The sequence below is a fragment of the Leptospira ilyithenensis genome (assembly GCF_004771005.1).
GTDB lineage: Bacteria > Spirochaetota > Leptospiria > Leptospirales > Leptospiraceae > Leptospira_A > Leptospira_A ilyithenensis.
This window is the reverse complement of the sequence record NZ_RQHV01000061.1, coordinates 393,006-410,974: the sequence shown is the minus strand read 5'-3', so window position 1 is coordinate 410,974 and position 17,969 is coordinate 393,006. Positions and strand designations below refer to the sequence as shown.

At 40.7% G+C, this 17,969-nt stretch carries 16 protein-coding genes and 1 tRNA gene; 1 reads left to right on the top strand and 16 read right to left on the bottom strand.

Features of this window, described 5'->3' with window-relative positions; all coding sequences use genetic code 11:
- From EHS11_RS15295 to EHS11_RS15280, 4 genes are all read right to left on the bottom strand, one after another.
- Positions 1-465: an SRPBCC family protein gene (locus EHS11_RS15295; protein WP_135765238.1), complete on the bottom strand. Its 465-nt coding sequence runs from the start codon at positions 463-465 to the stop codon at positions 1-3.
- Positions 466-471: 6 nt separating this feature from the next.
- Positions 472-795 carry an ArsR/SmtB family transcription factor gene (locus EHS11_RS15290; protein WP_135765237.1) on the bottom strand — a complete coding sequence of 108 codons (324 nt, stop codon included), beginning with the start codon at positions 793-795 and terminating at the stop codon, positions 472-474.
- 150 nt (positions 796-945) lie between these two features.
- Positions 946-1,650 (bottom strand): L,D-transpeptidase family protein, encoded by a 705-nt coding sequence (locus EHS11_RS15285; RefSeq protein WP_167884464.1) that lies wholly within the window; start codon positions 1,648-1,650, stop codon positions 946-948.
- A gap of 163 nt (positions 1,651-1,813) precedes the next feature.
- Positions 1,814-1,889, bottom strand: a tRNA-Asn gene (locus EHS11_RS15280).
- A 226-nt stretch (positions 1,890-2,115) separates the two neighbouring features.
- On the opposite strand from EHS11_RS15280, the gene EHS11_RS15275 reads away from it, so the two are divergent.
- Positions 2,116-5,763, top strand: coding sequence for a vitamin B12-dependent ribonucleotide reductase (locus EHS11_RS15275; RefSeq protein ID WP_135765235.1), 3,648 nt, complete (start codon positions 2,116-2,118; stop codon positions 5,761-5,763).
- A gap of 135 nt (positions 5,764-5,898) precedes the next feature.
- Here EHS11_RS15275 and gspN read toward each other — a convergent pair whose 3' ends face one another.
- The 12 genes from gspN to EHS11_RS15215 form a co-directional block, all read right to left on the bottom strand.
- Complete coding sequence (gene gspN / locus EHS11_RS15270) at positions 5,899-6,894, bottom strand: type II secretion system protein GspN (protein WP_135765234.1); 996 nt, start codon at positions 6,892-6,894, stop codon at positions 5,899-5,901.
- Between the two features lie 2 nt (positions 6,895-6,896).
- Positions 6,897-7,421, bottom strand: coding sequence for a hypothetical protein (locus EHS11_RS15265; protein WP_135765233.1), 525 nt, complete (start codon positions 7,419-7,421; stop codon positions 6,897-6,899).
- Positions 7,421-9,040: a cell division FtsA domain-containing protein gene (locus tag EHS11_RS15260; protein ID WP_135765232.1), complete on the bottom strand. Its 1,620-nt coding sequence runs from the start codon at positions 9,038-9,040 to the stop codon at positions 7,421-7,423. Before EHS11_RS15260 ends, EHS11_RS15265 begins: the two co-directional genes overlap by 1 nt.
- A 3-nt stretch (positions 9,041-9,043) precedes the next feature.
- On the bottom strand, positions 9,044-10,144 hold the full coding sequence (locus EHS11_RS15255) for a type II secretion system minor pseudopilin (RefSeq protein WP_246047931.1): 1,101 nt from the start codon (positions 10,142-10,144) through the stop codon (positions 9,044-9,046).
- Positions 10,107-10,739 (bottom strand): type II secretion system protein GspJ, encoded by a 633-nt coding sequence (locus EHS11_RS15250; protein WP_135765231.1) that lies wholly within the window; start codon positions 10,737-10,739, stop codon positions 10,107-10,109. Before EHS11_RS15250 ends, EHS11_RS15255 begins: the two co-directional genes overlap by 38 nt.
- Positions 10,739-11,281 carry a type IV pilus modification PilV family protein gene (locus EHS11_RS15245; RefSeq protein ID WP_135765230.1) on the bottom strand — a complete coding sequence of 181 codons (543 nt, stop codon included), beginning with the start codon at positions 11,279-11,281 and terminating at the stop codon, positions 10,739-10,741. Before EHS11_RS15245 ends, EHS11_RS15250 begins: the two co-directional genes overlap by 1 nt.
- Positions 11,235-11,774, bottom strand: a complete 540-nt coding sequence (locus EHS11_RS15240) for a type II secretion system protein (RefSeq protein WP_135765497.1) — start codon at positions 11,772-11,774, stop codon at positions 11,235-11,237. The genes EHS11_RS15245 and EHS11_RS15240 overlap by 47 nt, the downstream gene beginning before the upstream one ends.
- Before the next feature lie 99 nt (positions 11,775-11,873).
- The gene (locus EHS11_RS15235) at positions 11,874-12,347 is read right to left on the bottom strand and encodes a type II secretion system protein GspG (protein WP_135765229.1); all 474 of its coding nucleotides are present in this window, start codon (positions 12,345-12,347) and stop codon (positions 11,874-11,876) included.
- Between the two features lie 19 nt (positions 12,348-12,366).
- On the bottom strand, positions 12,367-13,593 hold the full coding sequence (locus tag EHS11_RS15230; RefSeq protein WP_135765228.1) for a type II secretion system F family protein: 1,227 nt from the start codon (positions 13,591-13,593) through the stop codon (positions 12,367-12,369).
- Between the two features lie 6 nt (positions 13,594-13,599).
- Positions 13,600-15,276 (bottom strand): type II secretion system ATPase GspE, encoded by a 1,677-nt coding sequence (gspE, locus tag EHS11_RS15225; RefSeq protein ID WP_135765227.1) that lies wholly within the window; start codon positions 15,274-15,276, stop codon positions 13,600-13,602.
- Positions 15,273-17,072, bottom strand: coding sequence for a type II secretion system secretin GspD (gspD, locus tag EHS11_RS15220; protein ID WP_425460592.1), 1,800 nt, complete (start codon positions 17,070-17,072; stop codon positions 15,273-15,275). Before gspD ends, gspE begins: the two co-directional genes overlap by 4 nt.
- Positions 17,050-17,964 carry a general secretion pathway protein GspC gene (locus tag EHS11_RS15215; protein ID WP_135765225.1) on the bottom strand — a complete coding sequence of 305 codons (915 nt, stop codon included), beginning with the start codon at positions 17,962-17,964 and terminating at the stop codon, positions 17,050-17,052. The genes gspD and EHS11_RS15215 overlap by 23 nt, the downstream gene beginning before the upstream one ends.
- Positions 17,965-17,969: the final 5 nt, after the last annotated feature.

Below are 17,969 nucleotides of genomic sequence, written 5' to 3'. Positions count from 1 at the left end.
TTATCCTAATTTTTTTACAATGTCTTGCAATCGGTTATGTGCCATATTTATGCCTTGAGCAAAGGGAAGTAGCAGCATCTGATCCCTCTGTGCGACTGATTTAAATATCGTATGAATATTGATCTTGCTTGTGTCGTCTGTGAGCTGTTCAAATTCAAGGAATTCAAGCTGGACGCCAAAAGTGGCATTTTCCATTTCAAATGTCCGAATGATTTTCCGGTTGTGGCTAAACTCGTGGATTACCCCATTGAACCGGTATTTGTTTCCTTTAGGATCCGTTGTCTCAAATTGGTAACTGCCGTGATTCTTATTTTCAAGTTTCAGCACTTTGGTCCCCATCCATTGTTCAACGATTTCAGGCTCTACATACGCTTTAAAAAGTAATTCCAATGGCAAATCGAATTCCCTTGTAATCACTAATTCCTGTTTGCCGTCTTCGCTATTGATTTTTGTTTTTAGTTCCATACGATTCTATTTTTTGGTCTTGTACTTTTTCATTATTGTTTCTAATTTATTAAACCGATCATCCCACATTTTTCGGAATGGTTCGATAAAGTCGGCTACTTCTTTCATTTTTTTTGCATTGATGTGATAGTAAATTTCCCTGCCGTTCTGTTGTTGTTCGAGCAATTCACACTCAGTGAGTATTTGCAAATGTTTTGAAACTGTCGGTCTTGCAGTATCAAAGTTTGAAGCAATTGCACCTGCTGTCATGGTTTGTGAAGCTACCAGCAGAAGTATAGTTCTTCTTGTCGGATCTGCTATAGCTTGAAATACATCTCGTCTTAAATTCATTGTGTAGCTATTTAACTACAAATATAAATGTAGCCATTTAGCTACGCAACTATTTTTTTTGAATAAAAGCAAAATTGAAGGATGGGAGATCTAAGTCCGGTGGATAGTAAATGTTACATCAAAACAACAGAACCAAACTGTTTTTGTCGGTCAGGGGGAAATAGATTTTTCCGAGATACCTTCAGAAATAAAGATTCTGGGATTTTTTTCATACCTCAGCCAGAGAACCATTTCTTTCAATTTTTCATAAGGCATTCCGATGCAACCGAATGTCGATTTTGTTAACTCTTCCCAAGGATGAATAAAAATCATACTTCCCCTGCCCTTTTCCGGACTCGCGGTATTATGTTCTATAACTACCATAAGGCGGTAAAATCCGTCGCCCCGAAGTAAAGGATGCACCTGCTTTGTTTTCGGTTTTTTCTTTATATGTAAATTATAATATTTTGATTCAACATCATCGACCCAATAGTCGTCTTTTGTTATTCTGTGGTAGGAAAACCCGGAAATCAAATTTTCATCGTAACCGAAAACCCGCAAAACAGGATAATCTCCCGTAGGGGTTTTGCCATCCCCTTCCCGTTTGAGAGAAGAAGAAATCATTCCAGTCTGTCCGACGGATACAAGAAAAGACGAAAGGTTTTCCACCCAATCCCCGTCGGATAGTTCGTAAAAATGAATCCTCGCAGTAGTTTGATTCGGTTCCTGAATTACAAAAATCAGTTGTTTCGGATCCGAATCTGAAATTATACCCGCCTCTTGCCCCAAAAGACTTTGAGAAAATAGAAACAAATTCAATAGGGAAAGAACAAACACTGAGGAGATTTTTGAGAGGTGGATCCGGGAAAAATTCAAATCTTCTTTCCTTCTATTTGAAAAAGTTGTAAGCTGAATCTAAAATATGGGAATCGGCACTTAAAAAGAAAAGTGGATTCTCTAAGAAAAACTAAATTGTGGGGCGGAAATGGAGAAAAATGGAGCCGAAAAGGTGTGAGAAACGGGAAAAGGAAGCAAAAATTGGCTCCCCCTGCTGGGCTCGAACCAGCGACCCAATGATTAACAGTCATTTGCTCTACCGACTGAGCTAAAGGGGAATAACCAATCTCTCTGGACAGAATATTTAAGAAACCTCTCCGGTCAACTTAAAAAAAATGAGACTTAATCATTTAAAAACGAAAAAAATCGGAAAAATCAGACAAGTTTTCTATAAAAATGAATGTTTCCTAATTTGCTTCCCTTCATAGTGACATAATCCTTAGCCACTCCTGGTTGGGGTCAGAAATATATAATGAACGGTTTGTTGTTTGAGACGGGGTCAGCATGAGAATTGAGAGGCATTTTACAAAGGGAAACACTGGTCTTTACCCAAACATAGTATGGGTAAAGAAGGATTCGAAGATTACAAATCCTGATGGTTCGGCTGTATTCGAAGCCAACGATGTAGAAGTTCCGGACTTCTGGTCGCAGGTTGCCACAGACATCCTGGCGCAAAAGTATTTCCGAAGAAAGGGAGTGCCCAAATACCTCAAAAAACTCAAAGAAAACGGAATTCCCGACTGGCTCCAAAGGTCCGTTCCCGATGATGAAAAATTATCTGCCCTGAAGCCGGAAGATCGCTTCGTGGGAGAAACAGACTCCAAACAAGTATTCCACCGCCTTTCGGGATGTTGGACCTATTGGGGTTACAAATACGGTTATTTTTCCGATGAAGAAAGTGCAAAAGCTTTCTATGAAGAGACAATCTTCATGCTGGCAAGTCAAATGTCAGCACCTAACTCGCCTCAGTGGTTCAATACGGGACTCAACTGGGCGTATGGAATCGACGGAAAGTCCCAAGGTCATTATTATGTAGATCCCAAATCGGGAAAATTAGTTCGTTCCGCATCTTCCTACGAACACCCGCAACCGCACGCTTGTTTCATTCAATCAGTAGATGATGACCTGGTAAACGAAGGCGGAATTATGGATCTTTGGGTTCGGGAAGCCCGCCTATTCAAATACGGTTCGGGAACAGGAACCAACTTTTCCAACCTACGGGCCGCCAACGAATCCTTGTCAGGTGGTGGCAAAAGTTCGGGACTAATGTCCTTCTTGAAAATCGGAGACAGAGCCGCAGGAGCCATCAAGTCAGGCGGAACCACCAGACGTGCCGCAAAAATGGTATGTTTGGATATGGATCATCCGGATATCGAAGAGTTCATAGATTGGAAAGTGCAAGAAGAGAAAAAAGTAGCATCTCTTGTTACAGGTTCCATTCTCAATAACAAACTTCTCAATGAAATCATGGCTGCCTGCACCCAAGGGAAACAAACCCTCGGAGAAGAAAAAGCATACGATCCCGCCGCAAATGAGTTCTTAAAAAAAGCCATTCAGAAAGCACGTAAATCGTTTATCGCCGACAATTATATCAAACGTGTGATCGACCTTTCCAAACAAGGTTACAAAGACATTCTATTTGAAGAATTGACTACGGATTGGCAGTCGGAAGCATATAATACGGTTTCGGGTCAAAACTCAAACAACTCTGTTCGAATTACAAATGAATTTATGGAAGCTGTTGAAAAAGACCTTCCTTTCCACCTTTATAACAGAACGGAACGAGAAAAAGCTAACAGAGAAAAACGAGAAACAAAACCGTCAAAAACGGTAAGAGCTCGTGATCTTTGGGAAAAAATTTCCAACGCCGCTTGGAGTTCCGCAGATCCGGGAACACAATATCATACTACGATAAACGAATGGCACACTTGTCCGGAAGACGGAACGATCAATGCGTCCAATCCTTGTTCCGAGTATATGTTCCTGGACAACACTGCGTGTAACCTTGCTTCCGCGAACTTGGTTAAGTTTTTGAAAGAAGATGGTAGCTTCGATGTAGAAGGATACCGTTATCTTTGCAAAATCTGGACAATCATCCTGGAAATCTCGGTTCTTATGGCACAATTTCCTTCCAAGGAAATTGCTGAGCTCTCTTACAAATTCAGAACACTTGGCCTTGGTTATGCGAACCTGGGATCACTCCTTATGGTTATGGGAATTCCTTATGATTCCAAAGAAGCAATGGCTGTCACAGGTGCGATTACTTCCATCCTACATATGACTGCTTATGCTACTTCTGCGGAAATGGCAAAGGAACTCGGCCCGTTCAACGGATATGAAAAAAACAAAGAGCATATGCTCCGAGTGATTCGTAACCATAGAAGAGCTGCCTACAACGCTCCTAAAGAAGAATATGAAGGACTTACCATCACTCCGATCGGAATCAATCCTTCTTATCTGCCTACTTATCTATTGCAAGCTGCGAAAGAAGATTCCGATCGTGCCTTGGAATTGGGTAATCTTTACGGATATAGAAATGCGCAAGTAACTGTGATCGCTCCGACAGGAACCATCGGTCTTGTTATGGATTGTGATACTACAGGAATCGAACCTGACTTTGCTCTGGTGAAATACAAAAAACTGGCAGGTGGCGGATACTTTAAAATCATCAACCAGTCGGTTCCGATTGCTCTTAAAAAGCTAGGCTACAACCAAGCAGAACAGGATGCGATTGTAAACTACTGTAAAGGTCACGCTACTTTCAACGGTGCTCCCGGTTTGAATACAGCAAGACTCAAAGAGAAAGGTTTTACGGAAGAAATTCTGGAAAAACTGGAAAAACAACTTCCATTCGTTTTTGATGTTCAATTTGCATTCAACAAATACACGCTTGGCGAAAATTTCCTAAACAAAACTTTGGGAATTGATCCAAGCGTTTACAACAATCCGAACTTCAACTTACTGGAGCGAGTCGGTTTTACTGCGAATGAAATCGCACAAGCAAACGATTATGTTTGCGGAACCATGACGATTGAAAATGCTCCTTATATCAAAGAGAAAGACCTGGCGGTTTTTGATTGCGCAAACAAATGCGGTAAATATGGAAAACGTTTCCTTTCTTACCAATCCCATATCCGTATTATGGCGGCTGCGCAACCTTTTATTTCAGGAGCCATTTCTAAAACCATCAACCTTCCTGAAGAAGCGACTGTTGACGATGTAAAAGATGCATACCTAATGTCATGGAAAGTAATGATCAAGGCAAATGCACTTTACCGTGACGGATCCAAACTATCCCAACCTCTGAACTCCGTATTCCAACTCTTAAGTGCAGTGGGAGAAGAGGAAGAAGAAACAGTGCATCTTTCCGCGTCTGCTCCGAAGACGGTAACGGAAGCTGCAGAAAAACTAGTCTATAAATACATTGCAGAAAGAAGAAAACTTCCGCATCGTCGCGCAGGTTATACTCAAAAAGCAATGGTAGGCGGACATAAAGTTTATCTGCGCACGGGAGAATACGAAGATGGCCAGTTAGGCGAGATCTTTGTAGATATGCACAAAGAAGGAGCGGCTTTCCGTTCTCTTATGAATGCGTTTGCAATTGCAATCTCTCTCGGACTACAACACGGAGTTCCTTTGGAAGAATTTGTGGATGCGTTTACATTCTTCAAATTTGAACCGAACGGAATGGTTTCCGGCAACACTCATATCAAGATGTCTACTTCAGTGATCGACTATATCTTCAGAGAATTGGCGATCACTTATCTCGGTAGATACGACTTAGCTCAAGTTTCTCCTGAAGATCTAAGAACGGACGAACTGGGTAGAAAAGCCGAAACTAAAGAGCCTCCTCTAGTGGGAAAGCCTGAACGGGGCGGAAACTCCTCTACTCCGATACAAGTTTCCCCTCTATCCATGAAGTCTGTGATAGAAGAAAAACAAGAGCCTACATTGGTCGGGGCTGTTGCTGCAGGAACTGCCAGTTCACAAGGAACAGGAGCTACTGCTGCAGAAACTCTTAAGAATATTGCGGAAGCGAGGATCAAGGGTTATACGGGAGACTCCTGTACTGAATGCGGTTCCTTTCAAATGGTTCGCAATGGAGCTTGTTTGAAATGTATCTCTTGCGGATCAACGACAGGCTGCTCGTAAGCCAATAACCTCTCTGCAACTACCGATACAAGACTCGTATCTTTCCTTTAAAAAGAAGAGATACGAGTCGAACTAATTTAAATCTAAAAACAGTTTCTGAAAAGTTGAAAGAGCACCTTTTACTTAGGTGCTTTTTTATGGGTTCGTGGTAGGAGCCGGGGCGATAGGTTCGAGGGTGGGTTGTTCCGTTTGGATATTGGAGTTAGCGCCACCTAATTGATTTAAGTTGGGGATGTCCACTTTAGGCGAAGAGATCGATCCGCGAATAGGGATACAGATTTTTCCGTTTTCTTGGGGCAAAAGAGTCGCAAGACCTGCAATATCCTGTCTTTCTTGTGCAAATTTATCATTCAGACTGGCACAAGCTTTGATCTCCAATTGGGAAAGAGAAATGCTATCCGAAAGTCGAATGACACCTTGGAATTGGATCTTGGCTATACTTGAATCAATCAATCCCTTTTCAATCATCACTTTGCCGGAACGAATCTTAAATTGAAAACTTGCTTTTTTGATTTCATGTCCCTTCAAACTTCCGAGCATGGGGATTTCCATTGATTCGAAGAACTTTCCGCCGGACAATAGGATTTCGCCTTCTCCATTCCAACGAGTGACCTTGTCGTCGATAGAGGAAATTTTGATCGGAAAACTTACGGATTTTGCTTGTACCGACCACTCTCCTCCTTCGTATTTTAAAAAACCGATCTCAGCATCTCCATCCAACCGAGCGCTGATGAGTCCGAATAAAGACAAAGAAAAACTAAGCTCTTCCGCTTTTATAACACTACCGCTCGCAAACTGCGCCACAAAAGAATCAAAAGACTTTCTTCCGAAAAAAGGAAAATGAATCTCTTTTGCTTCGAGAACGATACCTGTTTCTTTGGAAGATTCGGCAAGAATAGAACGTACAATCTCATTTAAAGGAAATGTAAAAAAGAAAAAGAAAACAAAAGCGAAAACTCCAAGACCGACTAACATTAAGATTTTGGTGGAGTCCAGTTGTTTATTATCTTCTTCTCCTTCAGGAATCTCATTTGATTCTCCGTCTTCTAAAAGAGATTCCTGAAGCAATTCATCTTCAGAAAGCTCATCTTCCAATTCCGGTCCTAAATCAACGTCTTTTTCTTTAGCCACAGTTATTTTCCTTTTGTGATTCTGCTGTAAGAGGAAACTTTAAGATTCACATCGTAAATTTCTTTTTCTACAAATGGTTTTCTAAAAGTAAGATAATCCACCTTTGCCTGGACTTGTTTGTTTTTTTCTATATCATAAATAAACTTGATTACATCCTGAAGTAAAACGGATCGGAATGATACATCAATCTGGATCTTGTTATAATCCTTACGAATCACAGTCGTTGTATCCTTCATAGTCTGAACTTTATCTTTCAGGTTATATCGAACCATAATCTGATCCAGTTTGGAATACATTACACTTACATCTTCTTCGCTTCCACCGGTCTGAAGGCTTTTTAAATAATTGAATTCCCGAATCACCCGATCCAGCTGAGTCGCGTGGGAACGGGTTTCATAAATTTCTTCCGTAAGTTTGTTTCTTAAATCCACAAAAATGGAAAGAATCGTATAAATTCCGAGCGCTGCCACCAAGAACACTGACCCGATTACAAGCATCCTTTCTCTGTCATTTAATCGATCTAACATTATGGCTCATCCTTTGGAATGACAATATCCATTTTGATTTTAAAACTTACTTTATATTTGTTCACTCCGGTGATAAGTCTCTTGTTTAAAACCTGTATATTTGTAAACTTTTCCGATTTTTCAAGTGCTGCTTGAATGATACCTATTTCGCCGAATTCATTCACCCTTCCGTAAATTTGAATTTCGTTTTCATCAAAATTGAACTGGTCCAAAACAAAGGGCAACACTTCCGAAGATGGAAATTGTTCCGTAGCTTCATTCAAAAGATCTAAAATACTTTCTTGGGAGAGAAAAAGACGATAGATCTCCGTTTTTTTCTTTTCCGCCTTCAGTTTAGATGCGGCAATCATAAGAGGATCATCCTCTTCCGAAATCTCGCCGCCGATTCCAATTTTATATTTTTCGACGAGAATTTTTTTATTCGCAGCAATCTTCCGATTGTCTAAGATAATTCCTATGACAAAGACACCTAACAAAAGCAATAATGATATACTAATTAATGCTAAATGAGATTTAAAGGCGGACAAACGAAATGAATTTGTATTGATTCTTTTTGCAAATCCTGTTCCCAAAAAATCAACCTGACTGCGTGATTCATAGTGAACTCCCGTAGCGACGGCAGTCACAAGAGTCGGATCATCTATTCCTAAAAACTCATATCGACTCACTGCAATGCCGAGCCTGGATTGCATAAGCTCGGTCAAATCGACAAACAAGCTACCTCCGCCCGAGAGCAAAAGCAGTTCAGGTCTTTCATTTTCAGGCAAAGAAAAAATACTGTTTTCCATTTCATGAACAATGGATTCGAACTTGGTTTGAATGAATTTTTTTATGTTTTTATAGGAAACAGGGGAAATGGAAAACCTGGTTAAAAATTTGGATTCTGACTCTGAAACCAGGTCTGAGAACATGGAAAAATCAATGGAATGTTTGATCTCTTCGGCACGGGGAGTATCCACTTTCAATACTCGGGCGATCTCTTCCGTAATCTCTTCGCCACCCATATAGATTTGTCTGGTGTGGCGAAGTTTGCCTTCATACAAAATATTGAATATGGAATATTTTCCGCCAATGTCCAATTGAAGGATCGATTTTTCTTTAATTAGAATATTGTAATTTTTGGAGACCAGAGAAGACAAAACAAAGGAATCCAAAGACAAACAGTTTAGATGAAGATCTCCTTTGATAAATGGTTTCAATGCACGATTCAATTCGGAATGATGAACATTGAAAGAAATGACTTCCGAAGCTTCCTTTCCAATCCTCCACGTTTTACCGATGACTTCCAACTCTTCCATAGGATAAGGAACCAAGTTTTCCACTTCAAACGGCAGGACTTCTTTGATCGCTTTTTCAGTGATCAGAGGAATGCTTAAATCCCGAACAAATAAATTTTGAATTCCCAGGTTGATTAAAAAGTTCGTCTCTTCGGGAAAAAACGACTGTATAAACCGGACGATATTGTATTCGAAAGGATCACCTTCATTTTCGTTCAGTTCCACAACTGACAAGGTTTCCGTTCTTAGTATTGTGATCTTTCCAAGGACTTTTTTAAAGAGTACCCCTTTTAAGAAAGTACTTCCATAGTCAATGGCAAGGTATTGATCAAATGATAACATTTTCTAATCTTCCGTGTAGTATAACATCTGGTTGTTTGTGAGATCAAAGATTCCCGTTACTTTGCGGACAACTTTGTCTTTAATGATCCCAACCCCAGTGATTTTATATACTTCTCCCTTTGTCTTAATTCTTCCGCCTGAAACCTCAGTTCCTTCCCCTGCAAGTTCTTTGTAAAGGGTCAATTCTCCTGAGGTTTTCACTTGAAATTCGGGTTCCTTTTCCAAGTCTTTCAACTCTTTAATGTACCCTCCTTTCTGCAACTTGAGTTTCAAAATTTTCATCGCTGCCTGTTTGGTCATAAAATCGGAAAGAGACATGAGCACAAAGTAAGGAGCGGTATTGATATTGATCCGATCGTCGTAGGAATCCCCGTAAGGCAGATAGGCAGTGACATTACTGGAAAGCACATAGTCTTTATCGGATCGAAGCGCTCTTTCTTCCTCCGTTAAAAAGTCCTTGGAATTGTTTTTATCAAAATCTTTCGGTTTCAAAGATTCATAAACAATGGCACGATCAAATCCCTTTACATTCAAGAGTTCCGATAAGGAATAGAAAGGAGCATTTTTGATTTTTCTGGGAGGTTTCAATCTGGAATAATAATATTGTTCCGCACCTCCCCCCGTTTCCTGATGATTTTCATCAATCCAGTCGAGTATGGGAAAAATCATTTCCCGTTTCAGTCCGTATTGGTAAAACAACCGGGACATCATTTCGATCGACCTTTGGTTGGGTTGGTCGTCGTAGATTTTGACCAGAGAGTTGATATTGATTTTCCCGTCTTCGGGACTCATTGTATAATAAATCACTCCACCACCGAGAGGTATGGGGGGAGGATCCAAGGCAAGACCTGATTGGTAGAGAACATCTTCGGGAATTTTTTTCAATGCACCGACAGCTCCCATAAATCCAGCCTTGGCTAACATATGTGCTCGGAATCCGTCCGCTTGGGTTCGTGCAATCTGGTATTCCGTAGCAGCATCTTGAAAGAACTTTCCCGCAGTGAATAGCGAGGCCGATCCAAGTGCCATGATCAGCACAAGCACCATAAACCCACCACGTCTTCTTTTATTTGTATAATATGCCCGGATGCGCCAATGATTCATATTTTAAAAAACTATTTCCTACAAGAGATATGATTTCCACACGTACGAGTCTTGGAATTTTTTTGGTAGTTTTCGAATTCCAATCATCTACCCATTTGTCCCCTCTCTCCGAATATTTCAATTGAAAGCTTTTTACATTTTCGAGTAGAATATGTTCAATTCCACCTTGGGTTGGAGAACTGTCCACCATCTCATCTTCTCTTCGAATTAAATAATAAAGATCCGGTTGTTTCGGATTTTCCATCTTACGCAAGTAAAATGAAACCTCTCTGACCGAAGCGCTGTCCTCTTCTTCCGCATAAGGATTGGAAGTGCAAAAAGTAATCCGATCGTTTCTTTCTCCGGGAACCCCTTCCGTTTTTCCGGCAAACAAAACCCTTCTTTGATTATCAATATAATAAGTCCGGGTGATTGTGGCACGGATATTCTCCACAGCATATAAAATATCTTTTCTGTTCGCGCCTTTTTGAGAAGCACCTTTTTTTGCGATGTTATTCGAGGTATAAAACACCATAAAGATTCCTGTGAATATGCTTCCGAGCACCATAATCACGATTGAAATTTCGATGAGTGTAAATCCCCGCCTTAGCCTCATTAGTATTTCGTTGACCTGAATGTTTCTACTGTATATGTAGCATCTTTGATTCCGTCCGGGTAAGTGATGGAAACCTTCACCCGAAACACTTTCATAATACCACCTGTTTCAAAGTTTTTGGTCTGGCTTCTTTTTTTCATCAAATCGCTTAAGCCCACATCTTTGTCACCTAACATATCTTTCGGAGCTTTTTTCTTCAATGCCTCGGCATTGGGACCTGCTGCCAGTTTCAAAAGATCCATTTCTTCTTCTTTGATTTCCGTTTCAAAACGATATCCCGGAAAGCCCGGAATTTCACCTTTGGAAGTATCCGATTGCATCGTGGTCGAAGAATCAACCTGGGCCATTTTGATTTTTGCCAGGTGTACCGCATTGGAAAGTTGAACTCCCTTCTTTTGGTATTTCATTCCGTCGGCAATCATACTATAAGTATAAACCATAGCAACAGCTGCCATAGCCATACCTATGGTAACTTCAACTAAGGTAAATCCCCGTCTACTTAACTGGCGACGGAGGTTTGCCTTGTTTGCTGCCGGTTGCATTTTGTTCCATTTGCTCATCGCGTTCATCTAATCCGTAAGAAATCTTTTCCTGCTTGGAAGGTTCTTCATAAATATATTCGCCTTTGTGAACTTTGATCTTTCCTCCATAACGATACAACTGCATCGTTTTTTTGATCTCCGATTCGGAACCTATATATAAAAATACATCCGTCGTAGTACCTTGGGGTGAAAATAATATCTTCAAGACACCTTGATAAGTGACTTTACCTGACACATCTCTTGCTTTCAAAATTTTGGAATAAAAAGGAAGTTTATTTTTTTTCAATATAGGCTCTTCTTCAATTCCGCCTTCTTCCCGTTTGAGTAAAAAAAACTGATATTCTGCCGTTTCAAAATTGTATTTAAATGCAACGGATTGATTTGTGAGCTGGGCCTTTTCCGCACCGAATTTAAATGATTCTGAAAGTTTTGCGGATATGTCTTCCGTAGAAGGAACAAGCAAGTTTCGAAGGCTTCCTCCGATAAACACCATAAGGAAACCTACAATAAAGATCACTAAAACCAGCTCGACAATGGTTAACCCAGAGCGAACTGATTTCTGGCCGGCTTTTTGCCTGCCAAAAACTTTCATTTATTTTAAAGCTGTCGGATAATCTTCGGAATCCAAGATATTGAAGTCTTTGTTACGACCTTCTCCACCATCTTTTTTATCAGCTCCAAGAGTTAAAATCTGATAATTATTATTCTCATCATACTTCATTTGATAAAGAGTTCCCCAAGGATCTTTTAAAACCGATTTATCTTTGATGAGTGGCTCATAATCAGCTGCAATTTCTTCATCATCCGGACGTTCGATTAGAGCGCGTAACCCTTGTTCTTCGGTTGGGTATTTCGAAAATTTATCAAAATACTCTCTCAATTTGATTTCAAGAATACGGCTATCGTTTTGAATCTTTAGTTTAGCTTGGCTGTCATTTCCACTACCAAAGTTTTTAAAACCGGCATATAGAATTCCCATAAGCGAACCAATGATAAGGATTACCACTGTTAGTTCAATTAAGGTAAGTCCCTCTCTAGATTTGCGATTTTTTCCGATTCGTTTCATTATTCATTACCCCTAAACATTACATATTTTGAATTTCTTGAGTCAGTTTGTACATTGGCGTCATAATGGCCGCCATGATGGTGAAGATGATACCACCCATAACTAAAATCATGATCGGTTCCAAAGATTGGGTCAAAGATTTTATTGCAGTATCCACTTCGCTTTCATAAATTTCGGAAAGTTTGGTCATCATCTCGGGAACTCTGTCGGATGCCTCTCCTGCGTTCAACATACCTAGAACCATTTGAGATAAGATCTGAGATCCCTGCAAAGAATCGGAAAGTTTTCCACCTTCCTTGATTTTGATGATGGCTTGTGCAATTTCTTCCCTAAACACTGTATGGTTTACCACATCCGAGACGATCTGTAAAGAGGTAATCAAAGGAACACGGTTCATCAGAAGTATGGATAAATTCCTCGCAAAATTGGAAACCATCACTTTTTTGAGTAGAGGACCGATGACTGGGATTTTCAAAAGAATCTTGTCCCAAGACTTTCTACCATTTTCAGTACTTTTCCATTTCACGAAACTGAATCCGCTCACTACCAAACTGATAATGATGAGCCACCAGTAATTTGTTAAAAAATAGGATAACCCGATGACTATCCTTGTGATCAATGGCAAAGTAGCATTGAAGGATGCGAATAATTGTTCAATTTGAGGAATCACTACTATGAGTAAAAACACGGACACTGCCAAAGACAGAGTTCCCATAATGATGGGATAAATCATCGCTACTTGTACTTTTGATTTTAGCTCTGCCGATTTTTCTTCCAGTTCTGCCAAACGAGTAAGTGTGTCTTCATAATTTCCCGTCGATTCCCCTACGGAAATCAGAGAAGGGTACTGATCCGGAAAAACAGTAGGATGTTTTTTCATAGACTCGGAAAGGGAAAGGCCTTCCGTTATGTCCGCTCTGATTTCTATTAAAACTTTTTTTAAGTAGATGTTTTCGGTTTGATCGATGATCGACGCCAAAGATCGGTCAAGCGGAATCCCGGCACCCAAAAGAGTTCCCAGTTGTTTGGAAAAAAGCCCGACCTCTTTTCTGGGAATACGATATAAAAATTGAGAGAGAAAAGGAAACAGTTCTCTTTCTTCTTTTTCCCGGTCTTCCAAAATCGAACGGACGTAAAGTCCTTTCACCTTTAACTTGTTACGGGCCGCCTGGACATTGTTTGCGTCGACAATGCCCTTTTCCTCTTTGCCTTTCCGATTGAACGCTACATAGGTAAATAATGGCATGGGATTTTACGCTACCCGGATCACTTCGTCCGGAGTTGTAACCCCTTGAATCACTTTGATTTTTCCGTAATCTCTCAGTGTGGAAAGTCCGTTTTTTAAAGCAATTTCTTTGATTCGGTTGGAGTCGGCACCTTGTAAAACGGCCTTTTTAATATCATCGTCGATGATCATGAGCTCGTAAATCCCTGTCCTTCCTTTATAACCTGAGTTCATACAGGTTGGACACCCTTTACCCCGGTAAAGTACGCCATTTTTTAATTCTTTTCTTGAAATCCCAAGACCGGCCAAATCCTTGTCCGTTGGCTTATAAGCAACTTTGCAATCTTTGCAAATAACACGTACAAGTCGTTGTGCCATAAAACCAAGAACCGTAGAGGTAATCAAATAAGGCTCGATTCCCATATCCGCCAAACGAGTCACAGATGAAGCAGCGTCGTTCGTGTGAAGTGTGGAGAATACCAAGTGACCGGTAAGGGATGCCTGGATGGCAATCCGCGCCGTCTCTTCATCCCGGATTTCTCCCACCATCACCACGTCCGGATCTTGACGAAGGATGGAACGAAGTCCTGCCGCAAATGTAAGTCCGATTTTATCGTTCATCTGCATCTGCGAGATACCATCGATCTGATATTCCACAGGATCTTCGCAAGTGATGATATTTCTTTCTTCCGTATTGATTTCGGTAAGTGCGGAATAGAGAGTGGTTGATTTTCCGGAACCTGTAGGTCCCGTTACGAGAATGATTCCGTAAGGTTTATAAATCAGATCTTTGAATGTGTTTAGGATATTGTCTGTAAATCCCATCGTATTGATCGAATATTTCTGATCGGTTTTATTCAATAATCGCATTACGATACGTTCGCCGAACTGACAGGGAATGATGGAAACCCGCACGTCCACATCCTTTCCCGCAAGTCGAAGTTTGATCCTACCATCCTGAGGTAGTCTGTTCTCGGCAATGTTGAGATTGGACATGATTTTAATACGGGTGGAAATACCCGCCAAATATGATTTAGGTGGAGAGAGGACTTTCTGCAATACTCCGTCCACACGGTAACGAACGATCACTGTTTTTTCAAACGGCTCAATGTGAATATCCGAAGCTCTTTCCGAAACGGCTTGAGAAAGGATCACATTCACCATTTTAATGATAGGTGCTTCGTTGGAAAGATCGAGAGCATCGGTTTCAAATGCATCGGAAAGATCCCCGAAAGACCCGTCCATCTCATCCATCATCTCTTTTGCTTCGGCAGTACTCTTGTCGAATTGCGAATGTACGATTCGCATGATTTCCTGTTCAGGAGCTAAAACAAATTCAATATCATAACCTTTTAAAAAGGAACGGATATCATCCATAGGATGCAAATCGGTCGGATCACTCGTAGCCACCTTGATCTTGTTTTTTTCAACGGAAAAAGGTACGATTTTGGATCTTTGAACGAGCTTTAGGGGAATACGTGCATAAATTTCTTCGTTTTGTTGAAACTCCAATTTTTCACGGAATTCCAATCTATGTAATTTGGAAAGCGCTTTGAGAATATCTATCTCCGAAGCAAGACCTTTCTTTTGTATAATATGCGTTAGTGGAAGGTTGGTTTTTTCTTGTTGTTTGGTTAAATCGTCGAGATCCTTAACAGTAAGAATCCCGTCTTCTAAGAGGATTTGCCCTAGGCTTTTTCTCATCTCAATCTCTTATCTCTATCTTCGACCATTCTTTCTTGTTCGTTTTTCTTTTGGATGGTCATCCGATCGGATTTTTCCCTGTCTTCCAAAATGTGCGGAGTCAAAAACACCATTAGATTTGTTTTTCTAAGTTGATTTGTTGTTCTGCGGAAAAGATTTCCTATCAAAGGAATTTCACCCAAAATAGGGATTTTCTGAACCTTTTTTTGTTTGTCATTGGAAAGTAATCCCCCAATCACAATGGTTTGGATATTGTCCACTACGATCGTAGTTTTGATATCCCGTTTGTTGAAGGTAGGGTTTCCTCCCGTTGCTTCGGAAGAAATCCCCGCTACGTTCTTGATTTCCTGGTATAAATCCAAAGTGATTCGATTGTTTTTATTGATATGAGGAGTGAATTTTAACTTAATCCCTGTTGGGCGATATTCGAAGTTTGCAACCGTCACGGCGTTGTCTCCACCGGTTCCCGCATTTCTGTTTTGGGTTCTAACGGGAACATCCTGCCCGACGTTGATCTCGGCTTCCTGGTTATCCAAAGTTAGAATTTGCGGGGCAGACAATACATTGAAATTTTCATTTGTGGAATTGGCATTCAAGATACCGATGATCTGCTCCCCACCTCTTTTTAAAAACCCTAGAGAGAATCCGGACAATGTGTTCACATTCGTAGGACGCCCGTTTTTATCAATCACCCCGCCTGTTGCCGCAAGACCGGTGTTAAACTGACCATATGCCAGTTTTTGATAGCGCCAGTCGATACCGAAGTCGTTCAAATCCGTAGAAGTCAATTCTACGATCAGAACCTCAAGTAACACTTGTTTTCTGGCGGAATCCAGAATTTTAATGATTTTTTTGATTTCTTCCCACTCTTGCGGAGTCGCAGTTACAATCAAAGAGTTGGATTCTTTATGAGCGACCGCTTTGATCTTGTCCAGTTTTCCACTGGGAGGGCGGTTTTGCTGAGGAGGAGGAACTACAGGAGGAGGTTGTTTGATTTCCCCTCCTTCTGGAGGAGGACCACCGCTTGGTGGAGCAGTCGGCATATCAGGCATATCCAATTTGACCAAAATAGCAGCCAATTTTTCAGCCTCGTTGTATTCCAATGTATAAATATGAATATCTCCCGCGGAAGAAATCGCTCCGGGACCTTCAATTCTGATATCCAGATTGTCAACTAACTTCAGTAATTTGTTAATATCGGCAGTTGAGCCAGAAAAAATCAAAGTGTTTTGATTTTTGGGAATGATGATATCAGTATCAGCTGAAGTAACTCTTTTTAAAATCGGCTCCAATTCAAGAGCATTCGAAAATTCCAAAGGAACGATCTGAGTGATTGTTTTGTTCAAACCGATTTCATTTTCCGGAATCGGATCTTTTCCAATACGAACGATCTGAGATTTGGCGAGTGCATCTTTTATCTTTACAACTTTGATCAAATCGTTTTCTTCAATCAGACCGAAACCTTGAGACTCAAGTACGGATTTCATAAATCCGTATGCGTCTTCGACTTTGACTCTTTTTTGAGAGATGATAGTAACTTTTTTGCCTTTTACGGAATCATCGATCAGAATGTTTCTTTTGATGATCGCACTCATTCCCATAAGGAAATCTTTGAGTTCCGTATCTCTCCAGTCCGCAGTAAAACTGACCGGCTCTGCATTGGAATTGTTTCCCGATTTGGATTTTAATTTTACCTTCTCTTGGGAGAAGGTAGGAGTCACAATCAGATAGAAAGTAGCAAATAACAATAAAACTGCGAAATTTCGTTTCATTCTAGTTCCGTATAATAAACTCATATGTGATAATCTTGCCTTGTCTTTCCAAATCGATTGTAATTTTAGGAGCCTGCTTTACAGAACTCCAGATTTCTAACATTTTCTCAGTATCGTTCAAAGGCATTCCATTCACCCTTCTCACAATATCCCCACTTCTGGCCCCCAAGGCATAAAAAACATGGTCTTTTGCAACTTGGTAGAGTTTGTATCCCTCAATCTTTCCATCAACTAAATGAGGTCCAAAGCGGGCATTTTTATAAATGGTATTCGGATCTTTCAGTTTTCGGTTCACGTCTTCTCTGGAAAGGACTTTTTGAACCGTTTGAGTGGAGGCCAAAGGTGCTGGGGCTCCATCCTCCGCTTTAGGACGGATTCTCTCTTTGGCCTGGGCCGGAGTCTCACCAATATTCACCCTTAGACTGAGTCCTCCCTTTTTCAACACTACATAGTGTTGTTCTATGGATTGAACCTTATACCCTCCCACCATTTCCCCTACCGCATATTCTTCCGAATCATTGACTGTCTTTTCCCGAATGGTCACCCGAGCGAAAGACCAATGTCCGGAAAGTGTTCCAGTAACAATCATTTGGTCCGCATCACCGTTATCAGCTGCAATCTCCGGATCCAAGTCTTGTCCGTCGGGACCTTTGTTATTAGGTTGGTTCGGGTCGTAAACAACCCCGCGAACCAAATTTCCGGAAACCAATTCTTCATAGGTTGTAACAGCTAGTACAACTTCCTGTTTGGCAAATTTAGGTTTGGGAAGAGAGGCAAACCCAGCACCGGACTCGGTGCTAAAAATAAGCAAAAGAATCAGGCGGGAAAGATAAGCAAGTGAGAAAGAGAATAGAATAACCGCAGGTATAAGAGTAAAAAATTTATTACTTTGAATGCGTGCGAAAACAGAATTCATAAGCG

Coding starts and splice junctions, on each gene's coding strand:
- EHS11_RS15250 (WP_135765231.1), bottom strand. CDS start 10,739: ATGAGGCTAAGGCGGGGATTTACACTCATCGAAATTTCAATCGTGATT.
- EHS11_RS15255 (WP_246047931.1), bottom strand. CDS start 10,144: ATGAATCATTGGCGCATCCGGGCATATTATACAAATAAAAGAAGACGT.
- EHS11_RS15230 (WP_135765228.1), bottom strand. CDS start 13,593: ATGCCATTATTTACCTATGTAGCGTTCAATCGGAAAGGCAAAGAGGAA.
- EHS11_RS15215 (WP_135765225.1), bottom strand. CDS start 17,964: ATGAATTCTGTTTTCGCACGCATTCAAAGTAATAAATTTTTTACTCTT.
- EHS11_RS15290 (WP_135765237.1), bottom strand. CDS start 795: ATGAATTTAAGACGAGATGTATTTCAAGCTATAGCAGATCCGACAAGA.
- EHS11_RS15295 (WP_135765238.1), bottom strand. CDS start 465: ATGGAACTAAAAACAAAAATCAATAGCGAAGACGGCAAACAGGAATTA.
- gspD (WP_425460592.1), bottom strand. CDS start 17,072: ATGAGTTTATTATACGGAACTAGAATGAAACGAAATTTCGCAGTTTTA.
- EHS11_RS15275 (WP_135765235.1), top strand. CDS start 2,116: ATGAGAATTGAGAGGCATTTTACAAAGGGAAACACTGGTCTTTACCCA.
- EHS11_RS15265 (WP_135765233.1), bottom strand. CDS start 7,421: ATGTTAGATCGATTAAATGACAGAGAAAGGATGCTTGTAATCGGGTCA.
- EHS11_RS15245 (WP_135765230.1), bottom strand. CDS start 11,281: ATGCAACCGGCAGCAAACAAGGCAAACCTCCGTCGCCAGTTAAGTAGA.
- EHS11_RS15240 (WP_135765497.1), bottom strand. CDS start 11,774: ATGGTGTTTATCGGAGGAAGCCTTCGAAACTTGCTTGTTCCTTCTACG.
- EHS11_RS15235 (WP_135765229.1), bottom strand. CDS start 12,347: ATGAAACGAATCGGAAAAAATCGCAAATCTAGAGAGGGACTTACCTTA.
- gspE (WP_135765227.1), bottom strand. CDS start 15,276: ATGAGAAAAAGCCTAGGGCAAATCCTCTTAGAAGACGGGATTCTTACT.
- EHS11_RS15260 (WP_135765232.1), bottom strand. CDS start 9,040: ATGTTATCATTTGATCAATACCTTGCCATTGACTATGGAAGTACTTTC.